This window comes from Paenibacillus sp. B46(2026) (genome assembly GCF_056786355.1).
The window spans coordinates 1,835,287-1,853,881 of the sequence record NZ_CM165907.1 but is presented as its reverse complement, the minus strand read 5'-3'; the positions used below and the strand labels follow the sequence as shown (position 1 = coordinate 1,853,881).

Below are 18,595 nucleotides of genomic sequence, written 5' to 3'. Positions count from 1 at the left end.
CGTTAGTATTCGCATTATTTCTTACAGCGAATACTAACGCTTCTCTGATTCCAATACAAGCTTTGAAGTGGAGTTCTTATAACCAACTCCACTTCGGTAACTGATCCAGCGTAATAACCTCTTCGCTGTTATACACTTTCTTCAAAAACGCCACATCATTATGCGCCCCATCCCTCAGGAATCCACCTGTCCAGGTACAGAACCAGCTCCAGTGTACATCCTGTTCCTTCATCTGCTTGGGGTTTGGAATGGAGCCATTCTCGGCCAGTGCAATGATTTTGCTGTTCTGTACAAGCTCTCGCAGGTTGGCGTAACGCGCAGCCAACGGGCTGTGATCTCCTGCTTCCGGGTATACATCCACACTGACAATATCCACGACATCATCACCGGATACCATTCCGGTTTTTCCGAGTTCCAGACCCAGATGAGATTGTTCTGCTGATGCTCTTGAACCAATCGATCATACAACAAACGATATAACTGTATGGCAGGTTCGGGGCCTTTCGCTCCCCACCAGAACCACCCACCTTCTGCTTCATGAAGCGGTCGGAATAATACAGGTACACCAGCATCCTTCAACTCTTGCAAGTGAACTGCAATCGCGTCGATATCCCGGATCAATAACTGATATGCTTCCGATTCAGTATCAGCCAGCGCGGAGGCAATATCATAGGTGGTCGCATCCGTATAGAACCCCCGCCACCACTCCTTGCCCGGTTCATTGATAAGATGAGTTGGTGCATTCCAGTGCCAGCACAGCGTCACGATTCCACCTTGCCGGTGCCAGTCTATCGCATCCCGAATCTCCTGAGAGACCGCACCGCGCTCTGTTCTTGATGGCGAATATTCCATGAGATCAAAGCCGATCACAGCTGGCTTCCGACCTGTATTTTCATTAATCCAGTTCAGATTGCTATAATCCTGCTGGCCTGACAACATCCCTTTTCGATAACGTTCGACCAGGAACGCCATCAGCTCTTTTGCTTCGGGTGTAGCTGCTTTATTCACCGGAACTCTGCTGATCTCACGTACCGTCATAGCTAACACCTCCAATTGGCTTTACCTGTCCATGTCCATCTCTCGAAACAACAACAACAACAACAACATTATCAGATCACAAATGTACTGCGATCCTTATAACAGTCCAGTTAACCCACAACACCGGAACGTTCAATACTCTCCACGAAATAACGTTGCACAAAAAGGTACAGAATAATCAGCGGTGCAATCGCCAGTAAAATGCCTGTATCCACAATCATCGCCACATAGTTCGGATCAGCCTTGATGCCCGAGTTCGAGCCAAAGCCCATCAGTTGCGGAATCAATTGGTTCGCCTGAGCCGGTAAAGAAGCCACTTTCAGTGAAATCAGCGGACTTTCGCTCATGAACAGTGCCGAATAAAATGTATCATTGTACTGCCACACAAACGAGAACAGAATGACCGTAATCAGCGGCGAGATTGCATTGGGCAACATGATACGGGCAAATGTCTTGAATCCACCTGCGCCGTCAATCAGGGCAGCCTCCTCGATTTCCTTCGGCATGCCCTTGAAGAACTGCCGGAAGATATAGATGAACAGCCCCGCCTTCAGCCCTCCTGCCGTAGCAGCCGTAATCATTGAAGGCCAGTACGTATTAAGCAGGTTAATCCCGTTCTTCCCCGTAAACAACTGGATGATGCCCATAAAGTCGAAGCTGCGGAAATGCAGATACATCGGTACCATGAGCGTACTTGTCGGGACCAGAATAGTCAGAATCACCAGGATGAAGAGCACATTACTACCCGGAAACGAAAACCGGGCGAAGCCATATCCGGCAAGTGCACAGGATATCGCTGTCAGAAGCGTTGTGATGGTAACGAACAATAACGTGTTCGCCAGCAAAGGCAGGTAATCCATCACTTGCGCTGCTAGCCGGATATTATCCAGCGTAAAATGCTGAGGAATCATATAAATCGTTGGGTTGTAGATATCCTGTTTATCTTTGAACGCAACTGACACTTTGAGAAATAACGGGTACAAAATAATAAATGAAATGCCGATGACCAGTGCATATCTGAATATAGAATAGATAAGGTCCGATGTTTTGTTTCGCACCCGATGCATGTGATAATTCTGTTTCGGAACCACCACCATACGATCTGTTCCTGACGCAGCCATAATCTGAAGCCTCCCTTAATCTTAACCGTCAGTTGTAATGAACCCGCCGTGACAATACCCAGCCCACTACGATCAGTACAAGGCCAATCACCAGTGTATACAGCCAAGACATCGCCGAGCTTAAGCCAAAGTTCTGGGTTTTGAATGCAGTTTGGTAGATGGCCTGTGTGACTGGACTCCCGGCAAATGAATCAATGATCGTATAGATGACATTTGTCAGAATCAACGGACTGACCATGGGAAATGTAATTTTCCAGAATGATTCATAAGCTGTCGCCCCTTCGATCTTCGCAACCTCATACATCGATCCCGGTACCGATTGCAGTGCGGCGAGGAAGATCAGAATCTGAACACCTGAGCTGCTAATAATCTCATAGATCCGCATGATGGCTTCTACAATGTAATCCACATAGGCCATCGGCAATCCCACATCCGCCAGCATCCGCACAATGGATACCACATTGAACGAAGCCCCGCCATCTGCAGACGCATCGACCGCACTCGCATCCCCCATCAGATTGATTAATCCCGCAGACTCGGCTGCTGCTACAGCACTGGAAGCCAGAATAACCGGCAGAAAGAAGATTGCACGTGCCATCGTTCTACCTCTGAACTTCTGGTTAAGCAGTGTCGCCGTGAACAGACTGAAAAACAGTATCATCGGCACATTCAGCAGCATTGCTCCAACCGAGTCAACCAGAATCCGGTTGAACGTCGCGTCAACCAGAAGCGCATCCTTGAAATTTTTAAATCCAACGTATTCCAGGACGTATCCGCCCGGAGCAACGGACAGATTACTCAGGCTGAACCGGATGGATTGCAGGAGTGGCGTGGCAAAGAGGAAGATGAAGCCGACCAGCCACGGCGATATAAATGCAAGTCCAAGCAGCGCTCTCCGTGACTTCAGCGATAATCGAATGGTTCTCATCGGTTCACTCCTTCCACCACATAATCCGTCCCGCCAACAGTTGTTCCACCAACAGTAACTGAATCCACATTGTAATTCACAAGGATGGATGTACCGCCAGTATAGGTGATCCGGACCACGCCATCCTGAATGCGTTCATGCTTGAGGATCTGTTCATTCTCCAGCTCTCCCAGCACTTCATTGGCCTGCTTATACAAGGCAACAGCGTCATCCACCCAATAGCCGTACTCCGTTGCGTAGGCCGAATCATAATTCGTAAGTTTCAGCCTGGATGATGGTTCATAGGTCCATTGAAAATACGGAGCTGCCCCAAGCTCCAGGCTGCGCAGCAATTGTTTGCGGAGATCCTGATCCCCCGACGTATTCATTGGAGATGCAGCATAGTTCATGTATCCATGAATAACCATCGCATAAAAAGGAACTTCTTCATCGGTAATATTGAACCGACTGGACCCTGCGGGTACATTCACAACATGTTGTGCACTTCCCCAAGCGTAGCTATTTGCTCCAGATATCATCAGGTTTGGATAGGACTGTTCCAGCTGTCCCAGCTGTTCCTTCACAATGTTCTTCGCCGTCTCCCGATGAATTACCCGACTATCCCGATAATCGGAAGTCAGGACTTGCCCAAGATCACGGAGGGATAATCCGCCGAGGTCCAATGTATTGAATTTATCGGCAAACTCAGTCACCACATAAGGGAGCTTGGCCGCTGAGAGCAGATAATAGCTGTCCTTGCTCTGATCCATGCGATTAAGGGCAGGACTGTATGGATACAGTTCCGCTGTCTCTTTCGTTACAAAGCGTGCCGCATCCGAAGAGGGAGCAAAGCGCATATCATCGTGATAAATGTGCTGGAAAGCCACATCCGGGAACAAGGCTCCGCCAGACTGCCCAAGCTTAGCGGACAACGCCTGAAGTTCGTAACGACTACCTACTTCACTGTCCAACTTCACCTGGGTTGGCGTATGATGACTGATTCCACCGCCAAACCATCCCTGATACCGCATTTGCACGCGGTTTACACCCTCCTGCTGCAACTTCGCCGCCATTTCAGTGGCCTGTTCGTACGTGGTCATAGCTAAGGTGGAACGATATGGCACGCCCAGGAACGAAGCCTCTTTGTCCACCGCACCAAGTACATCTACATAGAATGGCAACTCCGTCTGTTCTGCAAGTGGCTTCAATACATCCTGCTCTATCAATTGCTGCTGATACAGGCGGGCCATGCCCGAGTAACTGGCATCTTCTCCATGAAGGAAATGATAACGCACCTGGATATCTCCACGGAAAGGCTCTTCACTAAGCAGCTGAATCTCCTGCATTTTCTGCGAGGTATACATCTCCAATTCATCCTCACCCCGCAGGGAGAAGGTCGCATGCACATGGTTGTAACTGTTCTGTCTGCCTCCAATATCTGCAGAAATACTGGCAATGCCGTCCCCTTTTTCAATCACAGCAAACCATGCATTCTCCCCGTTCTTCAGACCAAACACAGGCATATACGCTGATTCACTAACCTGAGGACGACTAAGCGAATTATCATTTGGGTCTGCGCCATAAACGCGCTGCACATACTGTTCTTCTTTGGTTTTCCCGTTGTTCAGGTGGATCAGGCTGCCTGAACCATCAGGCACGAGCATGTAGCCCTCACCCTTCGTATCCGCAGCACCAAAGTAAGCGAGCAAATCAACATTCCGAATACGATATTGCCCACTTTCCTGAACTTGACTCAAAGGGACGGTTACGACAAGTGCGCCCTGATCCAGCCGGTATTCCACTGGAATCACGAAGCTGGGCTTATCCGATACACCTGCGCCTTCGACCCCGTTCTCCTGATTGTCAAAAGCAAGATCGTCCGCCGTGTAACCCGCCGTCTCAAAAGCTCCCAACATCTTGTTCAGCACAAGCTGCTTCGAGATCTGTCCATCCAGCCGTTCCAGAATATCCGGATTGTTCTTGGTTGGATAATAACGGGCAGATGTGTATCTTGCGACAGTAGCGTCCAGTTTGGAAAGCACTTTCTCCTCCAGGCGCTGCTTGCTGATCAGTTTGGGCAGCGCGTCAATGCCAAGCGACGTATCACCAAGCGTATAGTTCACTCGAATGCCCTGATCGATCTGCCCCACAGTGAATTGCTTGTTGCTGATGCTGGAACTGAAATTCGGGAAGTTCTCCAGTGTGCCCATCGCATCCCGGAAAGACACGTTCAGCTGGGAGGACAGCACTTCTTTTTCATATGCGGAAGCGAGACTGTCCCCATCCCGTTCTTTCGGGTTGCTATACCAAATCTCTCCACTGTTTCCGTCACGTACTGCAATTTCTGTTGTCTCCTCGTTGTAGTACAGGGCCAATCCCTGATCTTCAGCGACCAGTTGCATACCAGGTACCCCCTGCGAAGAGTCGCCAAGGAACTGCAACGGTTCCTCCGTGACGGGCATGGCTTGGGTTGTTGTATCCAGATAAGCCGCGGCTTCCACGGCAGGAACCCCCCTGTTGTTTATATGCAGCAGCCCGGCTGCAATCATGATTACAGCTGCACCACCAGCCAGCACCGTATATAGTCGTTGCCTTTTGTTCACGGATGCCGCCTCCTTTAGGTCCGAAAAATCAACTCACGGTAAATGTTATAACCGAATTCGTACAACTGTTGCAGCATGCTGAAGACGAGGGCGCCAAGGAATACGATAATGCCCATCACAATGAGCGTTAGCACCATGGTAATGATTGTTTTAATCACTGTGTACTGGTGAACCGTCATCATGCCAATGAACAGAAGCAACACAAACCAGAAGAACGCGATGCTATTAAAAAGATAATAAAAAGCAGTCTCTTCCTGAACCATGAAGCGGCTGATCACGATCATTGGGGCATAGATCAGAATAACCGGAATGAGCGAGTATCCTGTCGCCAGAACGATTTCTCTGAATTTCCCTTCCCCTTCCATCAAGGTCGTTACCGCCCAATTGGCTGTGCACCATAGAAAGAACGGGATTGTAACTGTGGCGATCTCGATGATGCTGTTAATCGTACGAGGATCGATGTAATTGACGAGAAATCCTGCGTACTGCTTTTGCAAAATCATCATGATAATGGTGAGCACGAGCGCTGCAAAAGCAACGAGCAGCCGTCCCCGGTTATCGGACTTGAGGTCCCAGAATGCATCAATGGGGTGAAAAATGAGATGCAGCGGAAACTTAATGAAATCCTGCTTCACGATCAACCTGCCTCCTCCGTCTCCATTTAACCGCAACTCGGGTCAGGAGCAGAATGACAATCAGCGCGATTACAGCGGTCAGGAATGTACCGAAATGTTCCTTCATCATCTCCCGCCGATGCCGCTTAAATGCCACAGAATAACTCTTGCGGTCCATCCCAAGTTCGAAGTAACCCAGCGCCTCCTTGTTTTTCTTCTCCATTAATAAGGACTTGCCGATGCCAATATAGGCGATGTCATAGTTAGCATTCAGCTTCAGCACTTCTCGCCATATATTCACGGCCTCCGTGTCCTCGCCCCGATAGTGGATTGCCACCGCTTCATTCACACGGGAACCAAAACGGGTTGGCTCATAGACGACAAGATTGTTCTTCCCCCGGTCCAGAACCAAGTGGTGCTCACCCGATTGCTCAATCGCGACTGGCGTTTTGAGCGTACCCACCTGATTTCCTTTGCCACCATATATGTAGAGCAGATGACCTTCATCGTCGTACGTGAACACCCTATTCTGTGTCGCATCCAGTACACTGTACATGCCATTGCCCAACACTTTCACATCAATCAGCTTGGATGGACCCGGATTGTTACGAAACCGGATATCGCCTTTGACGTCAACATAACCAAACCGCTTCAGTACATCTTCGCCAGACGGGTTGAGGCGTTTGATCGGTTCATTTGAGCCGGGATCAATATTCGTCGCATACACAAATCCTTTGTGGTCGATGTCCGCATTGGAGAACTCCGTTGGGACAAACAAGACCATCTGTGCACGCTGGGCTTTGGTGGATAACATGCGCCAGATATATTCACCGTAGTCCCGCTCCACTTTGTTGGTACCGACGTAGCCGATAAATTTCCCACTCTCGTCAAACTGCATAATCCCTTCGTAGACCCCCTGTGCCACAACGTACACTCGGCCCACATGGTCAACCGTCAGCTTCAAGGGCTGGAACTGGAATTGGGTCGACAGGATATCCGACTCGGGCTTCGTGATCGTATGAATCAGCGCTCCTTCTCCATCCAGAATCACCACACGACTGTTCCCCGTATCGGCGACATAGATGTGTTCTTCTTCATCCACAAACAATCCGCCAGGAAGGTTGAAGGTCTCCTTGCTGCCATCCATCATGAATCCATCGATGACGCGCAGCAGCTTAAATTCGGTATCCAATACGATAATCCGGCTGTTACCGCTATCCAAAATATAGATCAACCCGGAGGGAGAAACGTTCACATCACCGGGGTCTTTGAACTCACTAATGCCGAGGTCACGACCTGATAGGGTACGCTCGGGCAGGTAGGCATCCGGTGAGGGAACAGCCTCTTTCCAATAGTTGTAGTTGTACCTCTCATACGGCGCCGGGGAGGCTGCCGCAGGCATGGCATTCACCAGCAGCAGAGATACTGCCGCCAGGAGAACAAACCATCTTTTCACTGTGCGTGCCATATCGTTCCCCCTTAATCCTTCATGCCCGAACTCGCCATCGTCTCAATGATTCGGCTCTGAGAGAAAATAAATAGCGTGATCGGCACACTCATCAAAATCAGTGCTACCGCAGCACCCGCTCCTGCCCGGGATATTCCGCCCTGAATAATCTGACCTGCTGCATAATGCAGGGTCTTGAGCTGCTCACTATAGATGTATCCATTGCCATCACTGCCCCATAACATCTGGAACAGCAGAATGATCAATGTCAGCCAGGCTGGCTTCACATTGGGCATGACAATGGACCAGAAGATCCGGTATTCACTGGCACCATCAATCTTGGCCGCTTCCAGCAGTGCATCCGGGATTTGCTCCATGAACTGCTTCATCAGATACAACCCGAGTGAATAGGCAAATGCCGGAATAATGACGGCCCAGTAGGTGTCGATCCATCCGAGCCAAGACATGATCATATAGTTCGGAATTGCCGTTACCGCAGGTGTGAACATCAGTGACAGTACGACCACTTGGAACATGAATACTTTGCCCGGAAACTTGTGCTTGGCAAGTGGGTAGGCAGCTGCCGAAGCCAACAAAACATGGCCAACGATACCGATGCCTGTAATAAATATCGTATTGAATATATAACGTGAGAACGGCACCCACGAGTCACTCAGCAGATTCAGCAGATCCGTAAAGTTGCTGAACGTCGGATTTTTGACAAACAGCGTTGGTGGAAAGGTGAAAATCTCATCCAATGGTTTGAATGCATTGTTGATCGCATAGATCAACGGCAGCACCATGAAAGCACCAAATACGAGCAGAAGGGCAAACAGGGAGAGGCTTCCCGATAGCGAGCGATTCACCCGCTTTTTGCCTGTCGCAATTGCAGCCATAGCTATTCTCCCACCCTTCGAAGCAGTTTCTGTACCAGCAAGTTGGTGCCCACCATAATCATGAACAGTACGGTGGCAATTGCCGATGCATATCCCATCTCAAACCGCGTAGTACCAAAGTCGATCAAATGGGTCACCACCGTCTCTGCTGCATAGTTCACGCTTGGGAACCCGGCCAGTGCGATCGACACATCGGCCACGGCAAACGAGGTTGTCAGCTGAATGACTGCGCCAAACATCAACTGTGGACGCATCGAAGGCAGGGTAATGTACCATAGTTCCTGCCAGCGATTTTTAATGCCATCCACCGCTCCTGCTTCGTACAACGTCCGGTCCACCGTCTGCAAACCAGCGATAAAGGCGAGAAATCCAGTGCCCAGACTCAGCCACAGTTGCACAAGAATGAGGATCGGCATAATGTAAGCTTCTGTCTTCAGCCACTGGATTGGCTCCAGCAGAAAACCCCATTTGATCAACAGCCCATTGGCAATACCATAACGATCTCCCGAGAAGATCATCAGCCAGATAAAATACACATTGCCCGAGATGGAGGGCGCGTAGAAGATCAGCGTCATGAACGCTCTCCATTTGGGTGTTAACTCATTAATGATCCACGCGAAGACAAAACAGGCAATATAACTGATCGGTCCGGTAATGATGGCGAACAACAACGTATTCTTGATTGCAATCAGGAATACATCATCCTCCAGAAACAGACGAGTATAGTTCTGCCAGCCAATAAACCGCGGGAATTCCAGCATGTTAAAGTAGGTGAAGCTGAGTATGATCGAGATGACAACCGGAATCACGGTAAACATGAGGAACAGGAGCATATAAGGTGCAAGCAGAACATAAGAATGTTTGCTGGCCTTCATTTCCTGGAGCTTCCAGCTCCACCACGATTTCATGCCCATCCTTGACGCTTTCTCAGGAGGACTGTTTTGTCCGTCTCGGAGTGATATTTGTGGCACGATTAACCCTCCCTCTGCTTACGGAAGACCAAATTCATTACGTTTGACGCGAATCTCGTCCTGAATATATTGGGTATAATCCATAATGGATTCCCTGGCTTCCACTTGGCCAACAACGGTTTTGTAAAATGCATTGAACAGATGGCGGCCTGTAAAATAACCACCGGGTACTTCAGGAATGCCCTTCACCGTTTCGAATTGTGCCTTGAGATTGGCGTAATCCTCCGCAGGCCACGGCAGGGAATCCAGCGCCTTGATGTTGGCCGTTGGATAACGGGCAGCGGCACCCATCAGTCCTTCCATCTCCCGTCCGAATTCAGCCTGAATCGGTGTACTGGTCCACCACTTCATGAACTCCCACGCCGCGTCCTGATCCTTGGCACCCTCCAGCATCATGACCGCGCTACCTCCACCCGGTACGTCCCGATTCAAGGTACCATCTGTCTGAACGGTTCCCGGCACTGGAACGAATCCCCATAGTCCGCGAATCTCCGGTGCAAATACAGACAACTGGTTGTACATGGTGTAATCCGTTAGTCCAATAGGCATCTGTCCTGTCCGGAAACGATTGGCAAAATCATATTCCCGCTCCAGCTTGTAATCGGTATAGAATTCGGTCCACTGCTTGAAGGTCTCGATTCCGATCCGGGAATCCAGATCCGACTCCTTGTCATCGTTACGATAGAAGGCGCCGCCGTTCTGGAGCAGCATCGTGGCATACTGCGAGTTCGGCGGAATATTGACACCCTGCATATTCGCCTGAGTCACAATCGGCATACCGAATTCCATATGGTTTTTGCTCAGAATCGCGAGCAGAGCCTCGACATCATCCCAGTTCTGAGGCACTTCAAGCCCGAGTTCTTCCAGCACGTCTTTACGATAAAACAACATGTTAAAGGTCTGGGTTTCCGGCAGGGCATATACGCCTGAATCATAGGCATACGGCACGATTGCACTTTCCCTGAATTCCTGTTCCACGGTGCTATAATCACTGAATTGCGTCAGATCTACAGCCGAGTTCCGCATCGCAAAGTTCACGGGCAGATCATTGCCGATCTGCATCGCTACATCCGGCCCTTCACCGGACAAGGTCGCTGGCAGCAAGGTTCCCATATTCACCAGCTTCAGATTGACATGGATTCCACTGTCTGGTGTGAAGGTCTTGTCAATCATCGCTTTCATCGTATTCGCCTGGTCACGTCCGCTACCAATCCAGACGGTTACGGTCCGCTGATCTTCCGATGTGGCTACATTGCCGATCTCGTTATAATCAATGAAGAACGAATGATAGAATATCTTCGCTTCATGACCAAGCTTGGCAAGTGGCCCCATGCCTGTACCGGGAATATCACGGTCGATCGAAGTGACGTACAGTGCGTCGATCTCAAGGGGCTGCTCTCGTGCCTGCTGCACCCATGTGCCGAGACCCCCTGTGTTGGTTTTGTATGCCGCAAGCCTTCTTGGAATGGTATCTGGTTTGTCAATCATCTCGTCCAGTTGCAGCGCCATTGTCTTGATCAGCGCTTCCTGATCGCTGGACTGTCCTGACAGAAGACGAAGCTGTGCGGCCACGTCTTTGAGTCGTTTACTTTCCCCGCTGAACACTTCAAGCAGGTTCGGAATCTGCTTCTCCACCCGGTAATCCCGGAACTCATCAGGCTTCGTACCTGTAATCATCAGAATTCGTCGGTACATGGAGTTCAAGTTGTACAGACTGTCCTCCACATTGCGGATAAGGGGTGCAAAATCTCCGAGGCTGTTCTCCAGCCGCAGCACATGTTTTCCTTTTTCCAAGTGAAACTTGTATGCTTCCTTGCCGCCCATGACGTCAATGCGATAGTCACTCTGATAACGGAAAGGGGCTTTGGCCATCTCTGCAAACGGAACTTCACCATCGATGGTCAGTTTGCGTGTGGAATAGATGCCTTTGACAAAATTCTGCTGTCCGGTAAAACCGATATGATAAAGTCCGCTCTCCGGCACATCCACTTCCCATTCAATCCATTGTCCTGGCAGACGCCAGTTAAAGCCGCCAATTGTATTGATACGCACCTGGGAAGCGCTGTAAGGAGATACAGCAGAACTTGACCTTTCGCTCGTCGGGTATAACGTAGGTGAAGATTTGGCAATTGCGGCTTCTCCCTCAATGCGAATAAGTACATCCTTCGGCTGCCCGGAGGAATCCGACTGTTGTGCCCCCGCAGTCTCCGCGTAAGGAACAGCTGTCTTCTCATTGAAAAGACGAATGGACCGAATCACCATGGGTTCGCGCGATGATTTTAGCGTTAGTGTGTGTTCCCCTTTTTCCAAATAAAACTTGAATGGAGTCTGTTCGTACCCGTCTGAGTCCTGAAACGTTTCTTCCATCCAGCGAGGTTTCTCCACTTGTCTCGGACGTAGATCATTGCCCTGATTATCCTGCTCAACGACATCTTTCTCATTGGCCCACACCCGGTCAAACTGCAAATAGGCGGCTTCCGCAAAAGGAAGTTCACCATCAATGTACAATGCACGCTCAATGGCTGAGCTCTTGCCTTCAATGGGAAAATAGATTGCGGACAGATTATACAGCCCGGTCTCCGGCACGTTAATCGTCCAATCGACTTGTCCGGTCTCTCCAGTATGGAGAGATACACCATCCATTCCCTCATAATCAGTCAGTTTGCGGACGTCTTCACCTTCGGCTTTTATGTAATCTCCTGCTTCAATGGTGATGTCCACATTCGGCTGTGTAGCCTGATCCGTTCCGGATCGATACTGTTCGTATCCCTTTTTCTGCCGGGTCTGCTGCAAGATCGCTTCCACTTCAATGGCAGGCAGACTGCCAGGTGGAATGTCTGCACTCTCCCCATCAGCGCCGGAAGTTAAATATAGAATGATGCAGGCTGCCGCCACGATGATTACTGTGGACAGTATCCATGTCTTACGTTGTAGAATTCCAGCCATCCTACGAGTCCTCCTCATCAAGGCTGATGCCAGCAATGCCGATTTGGTGGTTCAGGAAAAAGGGGCTCCGTGCAACATTGCCAACACGAGCCCCTGCCTGAATCGTTTGCTGGTGTAATCAATTTCATAACTCATTAAATTATCGTTTTTGTAACTAGATATAGACAAATTGAATCGTTTTGATCTATATCTAGCCTTGATTGAAGCTGCTGAAGGTATTATGAAATTGATTCGATGATAAGTGTTGTTATTGTTTGCCGAGTTTATCGATTGCAGCTTGTGCCTGTGCTTTGTATTTCTCGGCTGTTGCTGTCACGGAAGCGTTGTTTTTGATGATATCGTTCACGTAATCTCCGAATGGGTAACCCGTGTAAGCATCATCCAGTAAAATGCGGCCCGTTCCAGCGATGTGCTCACGAATGATCGCAATATCCTTCTCATCGGTATAACGACTCTCCAGATAATCTTGACCTGGATACTCTTCGATCTGCGGAATGTCGAAGGTCTCTTCATAGATTTGGTAGACGATCTTTGGATCCTCCACACCTTTCGGAATGAACTTCGCTGATGCCGCGTTGTTTGCATACGTTACCTCTTTGCTACCCTGTGGCCCGTTCGGAATCGGTACAACGCCGACAGCAAAGGTGAGATCGCCCAACTGCCATTCAGCAGCAGTGAACAGGGCTACGTCTCCATCCTTAAAGGTATTGCTTTCCTCCCAATTGGTTTTGTCTCCGGTTTTAACCTTCACGACATTCTCCACGTTATACAGGCGTTTGACGAATTCGGCAGCTTCAATCGTTTTCGGATCGGACAATCCTTCTTTGCTATTTGTATCATCCACGATGGTTCCACCGTTGGCTGCTGTAAAATGACGAACGACATCAAGGGCCCAACCAGAAAATCCGTATACATCTGTTTTGCCGTCATTATCCGTATCTTTCGTTGCCTGTTTGGCGAGTTCCAAGAATTTATCCCAATCCCATTCACCTTGGTTATACAGTTCCTGAGGATCAGGTAATGACAGTTTTTTGAACAAGTCACGATTATAGTGAAGTCCCAGACCGATGCTGGTTGGCGATTCGAAGGCGTATTCGTTGCCTGCAATGGCAGGGAATTTCGCAATCAGGTTAGCCTCTTGGTTGATATTGTTCTCAGGTGTAGTGAATTCGGAAATGGGCAACAATTGCCCTTTGAGGATGGCGGGTAGTGCGGATTTATACTCCATCTGAACGATGTCGGCAAATGGTTCGCCAGCCAGCGCAGACGTTGTGAATTTGTTCATGTATTCTTCGAAAGGTACGTTGACAAACTCCAGTTTCACGTTGTATTTCTTCTCGACCTCTGCAATTTTATCAAGTCTGGCCTTATCCGAGGCCGTCTCTCCCGCCGGTTTCAAATCCCACCAGGCCGCAACCTTGATGACACGTCCACCGAGATCAGGAACATTAACCACAGCTTCTTCCGCTCCGCCCTCTTTCTCTGTGTCAGCGACTTCGGTGCTGTTGCCTGAGTTTGTTGCTCCCTCTGCATCGGTACCCGTCTGCGTTGTCCCCCCACCACTGCAAGCGGATACAAAAAGAATCACAGCCAATAACATCAGAGGTAGAACATTCCATCTTCTAATCATGATTTTAACAACCTCCCCGAATGTGTATACCAATCATGGTTCACCCTAAATCGTTAACCCCATCCATCAACCAATCGAAAATAAACGACCACCACCATTTGTTATTTTCTTGTTTGTTTTTGACAAACAAAATTTAACACAGCAAAATGTAAGCGTCAACATTTTTGTTGTTAACATTTTCTAATTATTCTGATAAAATGCTGATTAATCTTTATTTAACCTTTGTTACAGCTTATTCAGCAGTCCACACCCTAAGTACACGCTTATTAAACCAAGGAATACCCCCTCGTTATTTTGTTATCTAAAAACAATAACAAAATAATAATTAAAGAGACAAAATTCGTCATTCTATCTGATAATGTGCTTACCTTCATGTTGGATTTCTATCGTAAAATGCTGTGCATCACTAACATTTTGAATTCTCTGTCCGTTATTAGATTAAGAGAAATACAGCATGTTATACTAGGATCAGTTGGATATCGCTCCAAATACGAGATACGGCAGAACTACGAATGTAAGGATGGTATGATGAAGACAAAGGTAACGATTCAGGAAATTGCACATTTTACGGGTTTGTCGAAATTCGCGGTGTCACGAGCTTTGTCTGGGAAATCGGGCGTTAGCGATCAGACGAGGGATGTCATTCTCAAAGCCGCTGGTAAACTTGGATATTTCAAAGATAACAGCATGTTGTCTGGTGAAATGTATAACAGCAATGAATCTCTTCAGGATCTGAAGAGTACTCGATCAAGTGGTACGATCTTGATTTTATTTCCCAATGTTCGATATCAAAATCAAGATTCCGTATACTGGGGACCCGTCTTTAACGGAATCTCGTCCAAGCTAAACCAGAAAGGTATAAATATCCTGACCTTGACGGAACCTTCAGCAGATCAGTTGTTCACGCTATTGAATCCGGATGCTATTCGGGGAATTATTACCGTTGGTTCCATCTCGACGCCGATTCTACTTGAAATCAAGCGTCTGGGAATTCCGGTTGTAATGGTAGATCATCTGGACCCTGTTTTCCACAGTGACAGTATATTTACCGATAACTTTGCTTCCATGCGCGAGATCATGCTCTATTTGCTCCGCAAGGGTTTCAAAACCTTCCAGTTCGTCGGCAATATCAGTGATGCTCATAGCTTCTATGAACGCTGGATTGCTTATACTTCTGTGCTCATGGGCCATGGAATGGAGATACACCAGGTTCCCGAGCTAAGTAATCAGGCATTGGATGAGTTCCGCCAGACGTTCACTTCAGTGATCAATGAGGATAACCTGCCTGAAGTGTTTGTATGTGCGAATGATTTCTATGGGCTATACACCATAGAAGCTCTTGAGAGTATGGGCATTCGTGTACCCGATCAGTGTGTTGTCACCGGATTTGATAATCTATACGACAATATCCCATTACTGGCTACAGTCAATGTGAACAAGGAGTTGCTCGGTGCGCGTGCAGTGGATCAGATGTTATGGCGAATTGCGAACCCAGAGAGCAGCGTAGAGAAAAAGCTGATTCTTGCTGACGTCATTATTCGTGAACAGTTCAGCAGGCATAGCGGGTAATAAGTCAAAATACCTTGTGGTACATATGTGTGAATACACATAGTGAATCATATACGGAATAACACTTATGGCCACATTGAACAGCACGCAAAATACCCCTTTAACCGTATTCGTGCGGCTTTAGGGGTGTTTGCATTGTTGTATGTTGTGTCATGTTATTTGTTTATTTACAATGGGCAGTCACATCATGCCGTTCTACGTATCCGTGCGCACATCATCCCATTCCTGATCCAGGTAACAGATCAGCCAATTCAATGCACGGTGACGTTCATAAGCCACTCCGCCATTCAATCCAGCGGGAGGTGTTCTGTCATTCACCCGACTATCCACACACACCCAGTTGTAACGATAGATCAGATCTGCCTCATCCAGAATCTCACTCTTGCTACGCAGGGATGCATACGTGAGAAAGTCGGTAAAACTATCCTTCTGCTGCAAATAACCGACATCCTTCCCTACGTTACATAACTCCGTTGGTGCACCTAGTTCCTTCACATAACCAAGCGCCCACAACATTACGTGGTAGGCTTCATATCCCCAGGAGAAGGAAATAATCTCCTGCTGCTCTGCTCCGTGCTGGTCGATAAACCTCTTCTCTACGGGTGAGAAAAAGGATTCAGCCTCATACTTGTCGATCACTTCCTGAACCAACGCCGCAGTATCGTCCGCACTTTCGCCAGCTCCCAGACACTCCCCCTTAAGCGCGGCAAGACACAAGGAAACCGCACGGCGCGCGACTTCTGCTTTACTTCGAATTGTCGTGTGCTCGTCTCCTGATCTGGCGGGCAAGTTCGCATTAAACGGAATTCCTTGTTCAGTTAACAGTTGCTCTGACCGCTTTTTACGTTCAATCGCAGACTCCGATTGGGGTCTGGAGTCGTCAAGGAAACTAGTGTGCGCTGTCACCGTGTAATCCTCCACCTCAGATTCTCCAGTCACATCCAGCAATAGCTGGCCTTGTGCATTGAGCAGAGCCCCACCTCCCCAGAAGATGACGGCATCCAGCGCATCAGCCACACGCAATAACTCGTCATAGAATTCTTCCGAGATATCCTCTTCCGTCTCAATACCAATCACCATGTTCAGTGTGGAACATTTGATCAATACCTTTTCCTGGAGCGCAGCATTACGCCCTTTAATCCGACTCAAAAAACCAAGCATCCCCTGAATCATTGTCGTAATTTCCTCAGGATGTGTCTGGCTGGTCATAATATTGAAGCCCTTTGTTTTCTTACTGAGCCATTTTTTCTGAGTCACTTGAATATGGGTCTTGTCTTCCCGGCGTTTAATCGTACCCTCAGGATAAATGGATTGAATCACTTCAAACAACTGATCCAGATCAAACTGAGAGCTGTATATCGCACAATTTCTCATGAAGTTCACCCTCTTCTCTCTATATAAGTTCAACTAATGAATATTTACACTGGCACTCCGATGGCAGAATAACTTTCCGATCGCTGTTATCCCCAGATTTTTTTATTCCTTTTTTTGAAAGGGAAAATCCGGTGATAGCGTATGCTTCCGATGTAGCTTTCTTTTAGAAAGCTTTTAGGCGAACGCTCCGCTTCTTCAAGTTATTTCTGCCCTCTCCGTTATCGTGTAAATGTTCAGTTGAACATATATGACTAATCCTTGTACGGATCGAATTCATTGCCTCCGGCCATGGCAACGCCAACGGGACGCAGCACATGGTTGATTTTCAGCGTATTCGCATGTGCGTTCAGTACGTCTTGCAGTTTCTTGTACACAAACGGACTTTCGTCCGTGCCCGCTCCCCGGAGCTCAACGCCATAGGCACGAATTGCTTCATGCATCTGTGCTTCACTGATCTCACCGCCCATGCGTGTACGAAGCTTGTAGTTCATTTTTCCAGCCGCCTGGGTTCGACTCATCGTGCGTCCAGCCCCATGTACGGTGCTGCGGAATGATTCGGTATTCTCCTCGCTATGAATACCCTCCACGATGACGGAGATATCGCCCATGCTACCTCCAACAAAACCGAGTTGCCCGGGTGCCAGCGGCGTTGCGCCTTTGCGGACCACGACTACCTCTTCACCCATGTGCTGTTCTTTCCAGGCAAAGTTGTGATGGTTATGAACGGCATATTCAGCACTTGCCCCGAGAATTCCAAGCACCTGTTCAATGACATAGTCACGCCCTGCATAGGCATACCGGCCCGCCAAAGTCATTGCGTTCCAATACATATCACCCATTTCGCTATTCAGGCCAAACAGTGTAGGCGGTTGATCCATCGATTCGCCCGGAGCTTTACCACTGAACTCGCGTCCTGCAGCGAGGTTAAGGAATCCACTCGCCACTTTGTGACCGAACCCGCGACTGCCAAAATGATTCGCGATCCATACCTTTCCCGTTGCCTCTTCTACAAAAATATCCACAAAATGATTGCCACTGCCTACAGTTCCAAGCTGGTTGCGTGCGAGTGTCTTCAGCTTATGCTGTAATCCCGGTTCAATGGTATCCAACAACTTCCAGCTCGCATCATCAAACAGTTCATGATCCACCGGTGTTGGATTATTGCGGCCCACACCGAAGGATATGGTTGAGTTGATGTCATCCATGATCGTTGCAATCTGATCCCGAATATCGTCCCACATCAGATTTGTGCGCACAGCCTTGTTGCCACAGGCAATATCATATCCGACCCCTGACGGACTGATCATATTCCGATAAGCGACAACACCACCGATGGGTTGCGAGTAGCCTTTGTGATGGTCGGCCATCAGAGCCACACCCAGTACATCTCCATATTGCGAGCAAGTCACCGCCTGACTTACAGCGTTCTCCAGCGGCTCCCCCCAGACTTTAATGTTATCTATGATACGCATGATCGTG

At 48.6% G+C, this 18,595-nt stretch carries 12 protein-coding genes and 1 pseudogene; 1 reads left to right on the top strand and 12 read right to left on the bottom strand.

Annotated features, from left to right (window positions below):
* Nucleotides 1-76: 76 nt before the first annotated feature.
* The 10 genes and pseudogenes from AC1S8V_RS08510 to AC1S8V_RS08465 form a co-directional block, all read right to left on the bottom strand.
* Nucleotides 77-972 (bottom strand): annotated as a pseudogene (locus AC1S8V_RS08510) (glycosyl hydrolase).
* A gap of 176 nt (nt 973-1,148) precedes the next feature.
* Complete coding sequence (locus tag AC1S8V_RS08505) at nt 1,149-2,159, bottom strand: carbohydrate ABC transporter permease (RefSeq protein ID WP_482073260.1); 1,011 nt, start codon at nt 2,157-2,159, stop codon at nt 1,149-1,151.
* 28 nt (nt 2,160-2,187) lie between these two features.
* Nucleotides 2,188-3,087, bottom strand: a complete 900-nt coding sequence (locus AC1S8V_RS08500; protein ID WP_076327086.1) for a carbohydrate ABC transporter permease — start codon at nt 3,085-3,087, stop codon at nt 2,188-2,190.
* Nucleotides 3,084-5,669: a DUF5696 domain-containing protein gene (locus AC1S8V_RS08495; protein ID WP_482073259.1), complete on the bottom strand. Its 2,586-nt coding sequence runs from the start codon at nt 5,667-5,669 to the stop codon at nt 3,084-3,086. Before AC1S8V_RS08495 ends, AC1S8V_RS08500 begins: the two co-directional genes overlap by 4 nt.
* Nucleotides 5,670-5,683: 14 nt before the next feature.
* Entirely contained in the window at nt 5,684-6,304 is a 621-nt protein-coding gene (locus AC1S8V_RS08490) for a YIP1 family protein (protein WP_482073258.1), read from the bottom strand.
* Complete coding sequence (locus AC1S8V_RS08485; protein WP_482073257.1) at nt 6,285-7,751, bottom strand: gluconolactonase; 1,467 nt, start codon at nt 7,749-7,751, stop codon at nt 6,285-6,287. Before AC1S8V_RS08485 ends, AC1S8V_RS08490 begins: the two co-directional genes overlap by 20 nt.
* 11 nt (nt 7,752-7,762) lie before the next feature.
* Nucleotides 7,763-8,626, bottom strand: a complete 864-nt coding sequence (locus AC1S8V_RS08480) for a carbohydrate ABC transporter permease (protein WP_482073256.1) — start codon at nt 8,624-8,626, stop codon at nt 7,763-7,765.
* A gap of 2 nt (nt 8,627-8,628) precedes the next feature.
* Nucleotides 8,629-9,540, bottom strand: a complete 912-nt coding sequence (locus AC1S8V_RS08475) for a carbohydrate ABC transporter permease (protein ID WP_047842211.1) — start codon at nt 9,538-9,540, stop codon at nt 8,629-8,631.
* A gap of 75 nt (nt 9,541-9,615) precedes the next feature.
* Nucleotides 9,616-12,543, bottom strand: coding sequence for an extracellular solute-binding protein (locus tag AC1S8V_RS08470; RefSeq protein WP_482073255.1), 2,928 nt, complete (start codon nt 12,541-12,543; stop codon nt 9,616-9,618).
* A gap of 247 nt (nt 12,544-12,790) precedes the next feature.
* On the bottom strand, nt 12,791-14,173 hold the full coding sequence (locus tag AC1S8V_RS08465; RefSeq protein WP_482073254.1) for an ABC transporter substrate-binding protein: 1,383 nt from the start codon (nt 14,171-14,173) through the stop codon (nt 12,791-12,793).
* A gap of 528 nt (nt 14,174-14,701) precedes the next feature.
* Between AC1S8V_RS08465 and AC1S8V_RS08460 the strand changes: the two genes are divergently transcribed.
* On the top strand, nt 14,702-15,742 hold the full coding sequence (locus AC1S8V_RS08460) for a substrate-binding domain-containing protein (RefSeq protein WP_482074432.1): 1,041 nt from the start codon (nt 14,702-14,704) through the stop codon (nt 15,740-15,742).
* Nucleotides 15,743-15,937: 195 nt separating this feature from the next.
* On the opposite strand, the gene AC1S8V_RS08455 is transcribed toward AC1S8V_RS08460, so the two are convergent.
* Nucleotides 15,938-17,116, bottom strand: a complete 1,179-nt coding sequence (locus tag AC1S8V_RS08455; RefSeq protein WP_482073253.1) for a DUF4272 domain-containing protein — start codon at nt 17,114-17,116, stop codon at nt 15,938-15,940.
* 251 nt (nt 17,117-17,367) lie between these two features.
* Nucleotides 17,368-18,588: an RtcB family protein gene (locus AC1S8V_RS08450; RefSeq protein ID WP_482073252.1), complete on the bottom strand. Its 1,221-nt coding sequence runs from the start codon at nt 18,586-18,588 to the stop codon at nt 17,368-17,370.
* Nucleotides 18,589-18,595 lie beyond the last annotated feature (7 nt).